Origin of the sequence: Bradyrhizobium sp. WBAH42 (assembly GCF_024585265.1) — a bacterium.
Taxonomy (GTDB): domain Bacteria; phylum Pseudomonadota; class Alphaproteobacteria; order Rhizobiales; family Xanthobacteraceae; genus Bradyrhizobium.
Map to the genome: position 1 here is coordinate 3,960,504 of NZ_CP036533.1, position 11,169 is coordinate 3,971,672.

10 protein-coding genes are annotated in these 11,169 nt (G+C 65.4%); 4 read left to right on the forward strand and 6 right to left on the reverse strand.

Translation table 11 applies throughout. The features are described from left to right. Positions 1-124 precede the first annotated feature (124 nt). Positions 125-1,036, reverse strand: coding sequence for an arginase family protein (locus DCG74_RS18420; protein WP_172784354.1), 912 nt, complete (start codon positions 1,034-1,036; stop codon positions 125-127). A gap of 220 nt (positions 1,037-1,256) precedes the next feature. Here DCG74_RS18420 and DCG74_RS18425 point away from each other — a divergent pair, with 220 nt between their 5' ends. Continuing rightward, the gene (locus DCG74_RS18425; RefSeq protein ID WP_172784355.1) at positions 1,257-2,231 is read left to right on the forward strand and encodes a magnesium transporter CorA family protein; all 975 of its coding nucleotides are present in this window, start codon (positions 1,257-1,259) and stop codon (positions 2,229-2,231) included. A gap of 40 nt (positions 2,232-2,271) precedes the next feature. On the opposite strand, the gene DCG74_RS18430 is transcribed toward DCG74_RS18425, so the two are convergent. Further along, positions 2,272-2,898 carry an alpha/beta hydrolase gene (locus tag DCG74_RS18430; RefSeq protein ID WP_172784356.1) on the reverse strand — a complete coding sequence of 209 codons (627 nt, stop codon included), beginning with the start codon at positions 2,896-2,898 and terminating at the stop codon, positions 2,272-2,274. Continuing rightward, positions 2,895-3,833, reverse strand: coding sequence for a ring-cleaving dioxygenase (locus DCG74_RS18435; protein WP_172784357.1), 939 nt, complete (start codon positions 3,831-3,833; stop codon positions 2,895-2,897). Before DCG74_RS18435 ends, DCG74_RS18430 begins: the two co-directional genes overlap by 4 nt. 128 nt (positions 3,834-3,961) lie before the next feature. On the opposite strand from DCG74_RS18435, the gene DCG74_RS18440 reads away from it, so the two are divergent. Next, entirely contained in the window at positions 3,962-4,885 is a 924-nt protein-coding gene (locus DCG74_RS18440) for a LysR family transcriptional regulator (RefSeq protein ID WP_172784358.1), read from the forward strand. Between the two features lie 355 nt (positions 4,886-5,240). Further along, positions 5,241-5,717, forward strand: a complete 477-nt coding sequence (locus tag DCG74_RS18445) for a hypothetical protein (RefSeq protein WP_172784359.1) — start codon at positions 5,241-5,243, stop codon at positions 5,715-5,717. Positions 5,718-5,909: 192 nt separating this feature from the next. On the opposite strand, the gene DCG74_RS18450 is transcribed toward DCG74_RS18445, so the two are convergent. The 3 genes from DCG74_RS18450 to DCG74_RS18460 all read right to left on the reverse strand — a co-directional run bounded on the left by DCG74_RS18450 (position 5,910) and on the right by DCG74_RS18460 (position 10,122). Next, on the reverse strand, positions 5,910-6,080 hold the full coding sequence (locus tag DCG74_RS18450) for a hypothetical protein (RefSeq protein ID WP_172784360.1): 171 nt from the start codon (positions 6,078-6,080) through the stop codon (positions 5,910-5,912). Positions 6,081-6,388: 308 nt separating this feature from the next. Continuing rightward, positions 6,389-9,082 carry a hybrid sensor histidine kinase/response regulator gene (locus tag DCG74_RS18455; protein WP_172784361.1) on the reverse strand — a complete coding sequence of 898 codons (2,694 nt, stop codon included), beginning with the start codon at positions 9,080-9,082 and terminating at the stop codon, positions 6,389-6,391. Continuing rightward, complete coding sequence (locus DCG74_RS18460) at positions 9,079-10,122, reverse strand: ABC transporter substrate-binding protein (RefSeq protein WP_172784362.1); 1,044 nt, start codon at positions 10,120-10,122, stop codon at positions 9,079-9,081. Before DCG74_RS18460 ends, DCG74_RS18455 begins: the two co-directional genes overlap by 4 nt. A gap of 288 nt (positions 10,123-10,410) precedes the next feature. Between DCG74_RS18460 and DCG74_RS18465 the strand changes: the two genes are divergently transcribed. Continuing rightward, positions 10,411-11,148 carry a hypothetical protein gene (locus DCG74_RS18465; protein ID WP_172784363.1) on the forward strand — a complete coding sequence of 246 codons (738 nt, stop codon included), beginning with the start codon at positions 10,411-10,413 and terminating at the stop codon, positions 11,146-11,148. Positions 11,149-11,169: the final 21 nt, after the last annotated feature.

Genomic DNA, 11,169 nt, shown 5'->3' on the forward strand with positions numbered 1-11,169 from the left:
TGCGTGGCTGCAGTTCTAGCAGGCACCGACGCTGATGAGCCTCATCCTGAGGAGGCGCGTAAGCGCCGTCTCGAAGGACGAGGCGTGCGCACCGGTCGCCGCCACGATTCATATGCCGTAGCAGCTATACCTTCCGCCGCCGAACACAACCCAGTGCATTGCAGATGATCCGCGCGACCGCAATCGCTCCCAAATTCTGCACGTCGCGCTCGGGAACGTATTCGACGACATCCAGGCCGACTATTCTGGACTTTGCCGCGACTCCCCGTATGAGATCGACCACGTCGAAATAGGACAGGCCGCCGGGCTGTGGGACGAGCACGCCCGGGATGACCGATGGATCGAGACCGTCGCAATCGATGGTCATCAGGCACTCGCCGTCATCCTCGATCGCGTCGAGCACGCTTGCGATCCCGTGATGCTGGACATGCCTTGCCGTAAAGATCTTCGCGCCCCAGGCCTTTGCATCATCGAATTCGGCACGACCGGAGCCGCCGACGCCGCGCAAGCCGACCTGCACGATGCGCTTCACCCAGGGCAATTCGCTGGCGCGCCGCATCGTGCTGGAGAAGGTATAGCCCGATCCGTTTCGCTGATCCCGCCAATCAAGATGGGCGTCGATCTGCACGATCGTCAGTCCCTTGCTGCCCTGGAATGCCTCGAAGAAAGGGATGGGGACGGAGTCATCACCGCCCAGCAGGATCGGAACGGCGCCAACCGAAAGGACGGCTTGCGCGGCTGCTCTGATCGCATCACGGTTGCTCTGCGGAGTCATTGGGTCGGTCGGCACGTTTCCGCCGTCCAAGACCCTCGTTTTGCTGGAATCGAGCAACTCGGCGTCCTGGTCAAAATCCCAACGGGTGAGATCGCTCTCGTAGTGACGCAGCGCGCGGCGGATGACGTCCGGCGCTTTTGCGGCATGGCTGGTCTGACCCGCAAGGTATGGGGTGGCATCCGACGCGCCGAACAGGATCGCGCCGGCCGCCGGCGGTGCGGTGGTCAAGTCGCAGGCCTCAACACCCAGGAAAGTCGTCATGTCGGGATGCACTACGCGTATCCATGGATCACCCGCGCGTCCGTCAACGTGCATCGCTCGGCCGTGTTCCGGTCGGTATCTCCGATGTCCCCTGGAAGCATCGGTGAGCGGCGTGAATATTGCTGTCACGTAGAGGTCTTGAACGTTTGGAACTCTCATGCGTTAGCGGATGAGGGACATGCACCATCCGGCATGACGATGCGGCCACGGAGTTCGGTTCTTGCTCAGGCTTTACAGGTGGCCGTCCGACGACTGGCACGGCATCGGCGCGGAAATGCCCTCTGAGATCATCTGGGCCGATCTCCTGAACGGCACCGACGAGGAAAAGCAGTTCGTCGAGCGGCTGCTCGGCATCCGCATTCCCTCGGAAGACTCGCTCAGCGAGATCGAGGCGTCGAGCCGCCTGATCTTCGATCGCGGCACGCTCTATCTCAGCTCGCCGGCGGTGCGGGTCACGGAGGCCAACGAGGCCGAGATCACGCCGGTGGGCTTCGTCATCGGTCCGCACGTGCTGGTGACGGTGCGCTTTGCCGAGCTGCCGATCTTCGACGACATCGGCAAGCGCGTCGGCTCCGATGACAGCCTGGAGAACGGCATGTGCGTGTTCGTCAGCCTGCTCGAGGCCATGATCGATCGCGGCGCCGATGTCCTGGAGCATCTCGGCGCCAAGGTCGATCAGCTTTCGCGCGGGGTCTTCAAGGGCGGGCTGGTGCGCACCCAGCGCCCGGTGCGCTCCAGCCGCAGGATGCGCGAGGCCCTGGAGAATGTCGGCGAGCTGGCCGAGCGCCTCGCCAAGGCGCGCGATGTCCTGCTCGGGGTGGGCCGCATCGCCGCGTTTGCCGGCGACGTCGGCAGCGAGTGGATCACGGCGTCGTCGAAGAAGCGCCTCGAGGCCGTGTCCAAGGACGTCGTCTCGCTCAGCGACTACGAGACGCGACTATCGGACAAGATCCAGCTGCTGCTCGACGCCGTGCTCGGCTTCATCAACATCCAGCAGAACGAGCTGTTCAAGATCCTGACGATCGTGTCGGTCGTCGGCGTGCCGCCGACGATCATGGTCGGCATCTGGGGCATGAACTTCAAGCACATGCCCGAGCTGGACTGGAGCTTCGGCTATCCGCTGGCCTGGCTCGCGGTCATCGCCAGCGGCGTGCTGCCGCTGATCTGGTTCAAGCGGCGCGGCTGGTTCGAGTGATGGCAGCGGCGCATCGTTCGAACGATGCGCCGCTGCTTGATCATGCGGCCTTCGCGTCGGCCTTGCTGATCCAGTCGCGGGCCAGCGTCACGTCGGCTTGCGACAATTGATGGCCCGCCGGCAGCACCTTGTGGGTGACGCTCGCACCTGCCTGCGACAGCAGCGCGGTGAGCCGTGCCGAATTGCTCGCCGGCACGATTGGATCAGCCTGGCCCGAGAGCAGCAGTATCGGCTTGCTGCCGAGATCAGCCTTGGGCGGATCGGACAACGGCACCATCGCGCGCAGCAGGATCGCGCCTGCAAGCGCGTCCGGCTGCAGCAGCAACAGCGCCGCCGCGATGTTGGCGCCGTTGGAGAACCCGACCGCGATCGGCGCGGCGATGCCGTAGCGTTGCCGCGCCTCCACGACGAAGTCGCCGAGCTCATGCGCGCGACGGCGTACGTCATCCTCGTCGAACACGCCCTCGGCGAGGCGGCGGAAGAAGCGCGGCATGCCGTGCTCGAGCACGCGGCCGCGCGGCGAGAGCAGGGCCGAGCCGGGCGAGATCATCTGGCCGAGGCCGAGCAGGTCGCTTTCGTCGCCGCCGGTGCCGTGCAACAGCAGCAGCGGGGGAGAGCCCGCGCTGGCCGCGGGCTCGAAACGATGGATGAATGCAGTCTCGGTCATGACACGGTCTCTTCCAGGCTAGGCAGCACGCCCTCGATCTGCTTGCGGTGCTGCTCGAGGAAGCTCGGCAGCTTCAGGTCACGTCCCAGCGTCGCGACCGGCTCGTCGACGGCGAAGCCGGGGATGTCGGTCGCGATCTCGAACAGCACGCCGCCGGGCTCGCGGAAATAGATCGAGCGGAAGTAGTTGCGGTCGCGCTGCTCGGTCGGGTGCAGGCCGTGATTGCTCACGAGCTTTTGCGCCATCTGGCCCTGCTCGGCATCATCGGCCGCGCGGAAGGCGATGTGATGCACCGAGCCGCCGCCCTGGTGCCCGCGCAGGAAGCCCTTGGCTTCGTAGATGTCGACCACGCTGCCTTCGGCATCGCCCGGCGCCTTGAAGCGGATCACCGAGCCCTCGCGCCCGGTCTCCTTGAAGCCGAACACGTCGGCGAGGACGGCCGCCGTCTTGGCCGCGCTGTCGAGCAGCAGGGTCACGCCGTGGAAGCCGCGGATCGCATGCTCGGCCGGCACGTCGCCATTGCTCCAGCCCGGCTCGTTCTCGGCACCGGGGACGCCGACCAGCGCGAGCGCCATGCCATCAGGATCGGTGAACGGCAGCACGGACTCGCCAAAACGCTTCTCCAGCGCCTCGTACGCGATGCCCTTCTCGGTGAAGCGCTGGGTCCAATAGCCGAGCGAGCGCTGCGGCACGCGAAAGGCGGTCTGGTGGGTCTCGCCGACGCCGCGGCGCCCGGCCGAGACGCCGGCCCACGGAAAGAAGGTCAGGATGGTGCCGGGGCGGCCGGTCTCGTCGCCGTAATAGAAGTGGTAGGTGCCGGGATCGTCGAAATTGACCGTCTTCTTGACGAAGCGCAGGCCGAGATCCCGGGTGTAGAAGCCGAAATTGCGGATGGGATCGCCGGCAATCGCGGTGACATGGTGCAGTCCAGACATTGTCGTCCTCCAGATTCGGGGAGCGGTCTTGCTCTGGCCGGAAATATCGTTCCGCTTTGGATTGGAGACAATCCATGCAAATATGACGGCTATGTCTACGATTTGGAAACAATCGGCGGGGCGACCCCTTGGATAAGCTCGGCAGCCTCCGGGCCTTCGTGAAGGTGGTGGAAAGCGGCAGCTTTGCCGAGGCCGGCCGGCAGCTGCGGCTGTCGCGCTCGGCGATCAGCAAGTACATCGCCGACCTCGAGGAGAGCCTCGGCGTCCAGCTCTTGAACCGCACTACAAGGCACGCGAGCCCGACCGAGAACGGCCAGCGCTATTTCGAGCGCGCGGTCGTGATCCTCTCGGAGATCGAGGCGGCGGACCAGGCGGTGACGCAGGCGCAATCGGCGCCGCGCGGGCTGCTCCGCGTCAACGCGCCGATGTCGTTCGGCACGATGCGGCTCGGGCCGGTGCTCGCCGATTTCATGGCGCTTTACCCGGAGCTTCAGCTCCAGATCGTGCTCAGCGACGATCTGCTCGATCCCGTGCAGGACGGCTTTGACGTGACGTTGCGGATCGCGGAGCTGGAATCGTCCAGCCTGATCGCGCGCAAGATCATGCCGGTGGCGCGCATGATCTGCGCCTCGCCGGATTACCTGGCGCGCCACGGCACGCCAAAACATCCGCAGGATCTGCGCGAGCATGCTTCGCTGACCTACGGCTTCCTGCTCACAGGCAATCAGTGGAAGCTCACAGGCAGCGACGGCGACCACTGGATCCAGCCGGCCTGGTCGCTCTGCGTCAACAACGCCGAGGTGCTGCGCGACGTCGCGATCAAGGGCCGGGGCCTGGCACTGCTGCCGGAGTTCATCGCCGCCGATGCGTTGCGGAAGGGCGAGCTGCGGACGGTGCTGGACAGCTATTCCGCACCGCCGCTAGCGCTCTATGCGGTCTATCCACCAACCCGGCACCTGTCAGTGAAGGTGCGGCTGCTCATCGATTTCCTGGTGGAGCGGTTTGGGCGGGAGGAGGACGAAGCCGGCGGGCGCAAAGCGACGACCCGCTAGAGGGAAGAGGTCAGTGGTCTTGCCGCAAAGCGCGAGACAGGTCGAGCTTGGGCCAGATGCCGAAGAGCGCCTTCGAAGCAGGTTTTGATCAGCTCGATCATGTCGCCCGTGCCGACTCAACTGAGAGTCCCGCATAGTTGGCTGGACACTATTATACCGCAGCGGAAACCTGAACTTTCTTCCGCTCGCTCGGACTCATACTTGCGTCCCGGCTTCGCGCCTTAGGACCAGAGAGCTTCAGCCGCTGCCGGGGCGTCGCCGAGGGCTCTCTTCCATGCCGCAGCGAAAAGCGGCGGCACGATGTGTAGCCCGCCGGCACTTCTCGACTTGAGTTCAACAAGCGCAGGAGGAGCCTATGCGGAAGTCTCTCACCTTTCTCCTTTCCGGACTGGCATTGGCGGTCGCGGCGTCACCCGCCTTAGCCGGCGAGCGGGTGCTTGAGTTCAAGCTGATCACGAAGCCGATCGACCTCAAGGTCATCGAGGCCGCAAACGTCGAAGGACAGACGGTTGTGTCTGGTAAGTTCTTTGGGGTTGCCGTCTTCAGCGATGGCCGCATCGGAGTGAAAGAGTTCGTGAATACTTCGGACCTGCTTAAAGGGTCGGGTCCCTTCTTCGGCTATAGCACTTACACGTTCGAGGAGGGCTCGATCACGGCGCGCTACACTGGTTCGGCCAAAGATGGAAAATCAACGGGCGAATACACGATCCTATCGGGCACAGGTGCTTATGCGAACGCCACGGGTACGGGAACAATCGAAAGCGCGCCGAACCCGTTCAAAGGCGTCAACCTGCTAAATATAAAGCTCGTCGTTAAAACGTCGGGCTCATGACACCGCAATGGTCACAGGTTTCCGGCACGAAGGAAGTTGATCCCTCGTGTGGGTGTTGGCCCGGCCGGCGGCACATTGCTGGCCGGGCGACCCGCTCAAGACCGATTGGAGTCGGAAGATTGATCCTGTTGACCAGCTGACTGGAGACAGTCCGCAGCCCGGCCTCAGCGCTGATCTGCTGCGGCGACGGTGTCACGGGCGGGCGCCGTCGCCCCACGGGTCTTGATCGTAGGCCTGCAGGATGCGGACAAAATCAGCCATGCTGGATTGATCTCGGTGTTCGGCTTCGGCCGCAACCTGAGCATTGGATGCAGGCTGGCTCCCTTGCCAAAACCGCGTGAGGAGATTGGCGATGTTTCTCATGGCGTACTCTCAGCAGCCAAATGTGACGGTCGACGCCAGGGTCTCGAAGCAGCATGCTGCCGCTCGATCAGGAGAAAGGCCGGCGGGCGCTACGCCACCGGACTTGTCCTGCAACTGCCGGCTCGCGGGGCCGGTTCCATTGCGTTTCATTCTGCGTTGGTAGATAGCAAGAGCACCTGGTCATTGCCATTGTGCGGGGGTATGACGTGACCATACTGACGTAGGTCAGACGCCATGGCGAATTTGGCTGCTGTCGAGGGATAGCGGGCTTTGGCAAGCCGTCCGCTCTGCAGATTTATGGACTCGCGCTAGCCGAGCAAGCGCTGCTCGGCGGGGCGGAGCAGATCGTCAAGCGCGCTCATCGACGCTTCCCGCAGCGCAGCGAGTTCGCGAGCGGCAGTCGGGCATTCCTGCAGCGGCATCGCGGGCGCGGCTTCCTCGACCTCGCGGCAGCGCTCGAACAGGCGGACGAGGCCGAGCGCGCTTGCCGCGCTGCCGAGCTGATGCGCGGATCGCGCGAGCTGCTTGTGATCGCCGGCCGCCGCGGCCGTGGCGATGTCGTCGATCAGTCGCTCGCCCGTCTGCTGGAGAAGCTGCTGGAGCTTGTCGATTTGCGTCGCGCCCAGCAGCTCCCGCTGGTCGTCGAGGAAAACCCGATCAATCAGTTCGTGGGCCGCGAGTTGCGCGGCTGCCGGCTCGACTGCCTGATCATCCTCGATCGCCTCGCGTAGCGCGTTGATCAGGATCGGCTTGCTCACGACCTTGGCGATGCCAGCGCCCGCGAGCCGATCGCGGGCACTGCGCGAGACGTCGGCGGTCACGGCGACGAGGCGCGGCATCTTGGCAAGACCGAGCTCGCCGATCCGCGAGGCGGCCTCGACGCCGTCCATGTCGGGCATGTGCAGGTCCATCAGGATGACGTCGAAGGCCTGATCGCGGGCGAGCTCGATGGCGGAGGCGCCGTTCCTCGCGATCGTGGCGTGGTGGCCGAGCCGGTGCAGGATGGCTGCGCCGACCTCGCAATTGACGGGGTCATCGTCGACCAGGAGCACGCGGAGCTGCCGCGACGGCGGCGCGAGCGCGCCTTGCGCCACGCTGTCTCCGGCAAGACCGAGCGGCACTTGAAGCGTGAACGTGCTGCCTGCGCCGGGCGCGCTCTCGACCTTGAGCTCGCCGCGCATCAGGCGGCTGAGGCGGCGCGCGATCGCAAGGCCAAGGCCGGTGCCGCCGAACCGCCGCGCGATGCTGTCGTCGGCCTGGACGAAATCCTCGAAGATCCGCTCGTGCAACTCGGGCGCGATGCCGATGCCGGTGTCGCGAACATTGATGCGCAGCAGGAGGTGATCGTCGCGCCGCCCGGCCGCCGCGCTCACGCCGATGCCGCCGCTTGGGGTGAACTTGATCGCGTTGCCGATCAGGTTGAGCAGGATGCGATTGAGCCTGACGGGATCGCCATGCGCGGCGGTGTCGACCGTCGCATCGCAGGCGAGGTCGAAGCGCAGGCCCTTGTCCAGGGCTTGCGGGCGCATCAGGTCGACGGCGGCTTCGATGAGCTGGTCGAGACGGAAGTCGCGCGTCTCCAGAATTTCCGTGCTCGCTTCGAGGCGCGCATATTCCAGCACTGCATCGACCAGCGCGATCAGCGTTTCGCCCGACGCCGCCGCGGTGGCGAGGTGGCGGCGCTGGGCCTCGCTGAGGCTGCCGTCGTCCAACAATTGCAGCACCCCCATGACGCCGTTGAGCGGCGTGCGCAGCTCGTGGCTGACGACGGCCAGGAAGCGCGACTTGGTCTCGTTGGCCGCCACCGCCGCGCTGCGCGCGCGCTCGGCGGCGTCGTGCTCGGCGAGCGCGTGGTCGCGCGCCTTTTCCAGCTCGGAGGTGCGCTCGATCACCTTGCGCTCGAGCGTGGCGTAGGATTCGCGCAAATGCGCCGCCATGCGGTTGAACTGCTCGCCGAGCGCCTCCAGCTCGTCGCCGGTCTTGATCGCGAGCCGCGAGTTGAGGTCGCCGCTGCCGATCCGCTTGGCTCCTTGGGTCAGCAACTGGATCGGCACGGTCATGCGCCGGCTGAGAACCAGCGAGACCAACACCGCACCGGCCAGCAGGATGACGAGGAGGAAGGTCGAGCGGCCGATCGAGGCGTAGATCGGCGCGTAGGCTTCGGTGAGCGGCAGCTCGACGAACACCAGCCAGCCGAGCGAAGGCACCGTCGCATAGGTCGACAGCACCCGTTGGCCGGACAGATCCTCCTTGACGAGGCCGCCCGAAGGCGGCCCGACGCCGTCGAGCGCGGCGCGGACGTCGGCATGGCCGGAGAGATCGCTGCGCTGGAGCGCCCGCCACAAATCGGGATGCGCGATCAAGACGCCCTTGCGGTCGACCACATAGGCCTTGCCGGTGTTGCCGACCCTGATCCCGGCGACCAGGTCCCAGATGAAGCGCAGATTGACCTCGGCGACGATCACATCGGGAGCGCGGCCGGTGCCGCGCGTGGCGAGCGTCATGAACGGTTCGGTGTCGCCGAAGAAGTAGACCGGTCCGTAATAGGCCCGGCTGTCATTGGCGCCGCGGAAGGCGGGCGTCGTGGAGAGATCGATCTTGCTGCCGATCCTGTCGGCGACACGGCGCGACACACGCACCTGCTCGCGGCCCTGCGCGTCGAGCTGGGCGATCTCGGCGATCGCGGGCGAGAGGCGCAGGAGGCGGATGGCGTTCAGCCGCTCGTCCTCGTTGGTCGAGAGCTCCGGCGGCAGGCGCGCAAGCCACCTGATCTGGTTCTCGATCTGGCCGATGAACTGGCCGATCTGAATGGCTGCGGAGGCGGCCTGCTCGCGCTGGGTCGCCGCCAGCAGCTGCTTCTGCTCGCGATAGGAGAACCAGACGTCGAAGCCGGTGTTGATGGCGAGCGCGGCAAAGGCGAGGGCGACGATCGAGTAGAGATATTTCCTGAACAACCGGCCGGGAGGCGTCCGCGAAGGTCCCTGGTCGACCGGCTCGTTCACTCGCGGATCTCGTCGGCGCGCGCGAGCAGCGTGAATGGGATCGTCAAGCCGAGCGTGCGGGCGACCGTGCGGTTGATCAAGAGCTCGTATTTGCGCGGCGATTGCACCGGAAGATCCCCGGCCTTGGTGCCGCGCAGGATGAGATCGACATAATCGGCCGAGCGCACCTCGAGCGTCGGTCCGTAGCTCATCAGCCCGCCGGCATCCATGAAGTAATGGAACGGATAGATCATGGGCACGCGGTATTTGGCGGCTGCCGTGACGACCGCCTGCCGGTTGACCACGAGAAAGCTGTCGACCAGCGCAAGCATCGCCGCCTTGGGCGATTCGGAGAAGCGCCTGATGGCGTCATCGATCTCCGTCGGCGCGTTGACGGGGGCGGGCACCGCGGACACGCCGGACACTGCGGCCTCCTGCTCGATCGAGTCGAGAAAGAAGCGCCCGCCGCGCGGCGTGGTCGCCGGGTTGAACAGGACGCCGACGCGCGCGACGTCGGGCACGGCCTCGCGGATCAGCTGGAGCCATTTGCCGCCCATCTCGGCGGTGCTGTTGGTGAAGCCGGTGACGTTGCCGCCGGGATGCGCCAGGCTTTCGACGAAGCCGTTGCCGACCGGATCGTTGGCGGTCGCAAACACGACCGGGATGGTCTTGGTGGCGGCAAGCACGGCGGCGGTCTCGACCGTCGACCCGGTCAGGATCACGTCCGGCCTGAGGTCGAGCAATTCCTGGACGGCCGTCTTCAGCCTGTCCGGTGCGCCGAAGGTCGAACGAAGCTCGAGGCGGAAGTTGACGCCTTCAACCCAGCCGCGCTGGCGCAAGCCGGCGACGAGGTTGCCCAGGCGAGAGCTCGCGCTGTCGATCATGCCGCGTCTGGTCAGCTCGTCGTCGAGCGGCAATGCGGTGAGCGAGGCGACGATCCGCATGCGATCGGTCGTTGTGCCGAGCGCGATCCAGCCCGCGACCGATGCACTTGCAAGGCGAAGGACATCGCGGCGGGCAACCGCCGGCACAGTGTGGGCAGGAGCGCGCCGCTCGATCATGAAATGCTTCGCAAGATTTTCCCCAGGCGGTTGCATAACGCGAAAGGCTGGTGACCACAATTGATCAAAAAATGCGCTTGTGAATGTTCATTCGCAGCGTTTGGCAGCCCGATACCGTATGCCTTTGCTGCCAAGGAGTCGCTGTTTCGAATCTCGTCTTCTCCGTGACTCTTGTAACGCCTTGCGGCGCTGCAACAATTTCCGTCCGGCTGCGACGACGGTTCGGGGAAGCCGGTTTCGCTGCTGCTGATTTTTGAAGCGTTGTTTCAGGTTTTTCGAAGGTTTTCGATGCGCAGAATCTATCTCATTCCGGCCCTCGTCGGCCTGCTCACCTCCGTTGCAGTCGGGCCGGTCGCGGCCCAGGGCGCCGTGCCGAAGCAGAAGGCGGCGCCGGCGCCCAAGGCCAGTGCTGCCGGGACGCCGGTTGCTGCCGGTGCGACATCTGCGGTTGCAGCCGAGACGCCAGTCGCCGACGACAAGATCAAGGCGATCGATGGCTTCCGCTCGGCCAAGTTCGGCATGAACGAGGCCGACGTGCGCGCGGCGATGACCAAGGATTTCAACGCCAAGCCCGACGCCATCAGGTCACAGGACAACGCGTCCGAACTGACGCACAGCATTCTGCTGTCCGTTCCGGAGCTGCTGCCGAACGGCGGCACCGCCGAGCTCTCCTACGTGCTCGGCTACAAGTCGAAGTCGCTGATCCAGGTCGGCGCGGTCTGGTCGAAGGGGACCGACACCGCGATGACGCCGGAGAAGCTGTTCTCCAACGCCAACATCCTGCGCGCCCATTTCATGGGCGAGGGCTTCAAGCCCGACTCCATCGCGGTCAACATGCCCGTCGCCGGCGGCATCGTGATGTTCCGCGGCAGCGACGCCAAGGATCGCTCGGTGATCCTGCTGCTCCAGGGCACGTTCGAGACCAAGGAGAGCAACCGCGTGCTGACGCCGACCAGCCTACTGCTGTTCTACGTCGCCGACGCCAAGAGCCCCGACATCTTCAAGCTTCCGCCCGGCCAGTTCTGATGCCGGCCCATCGCGACATTC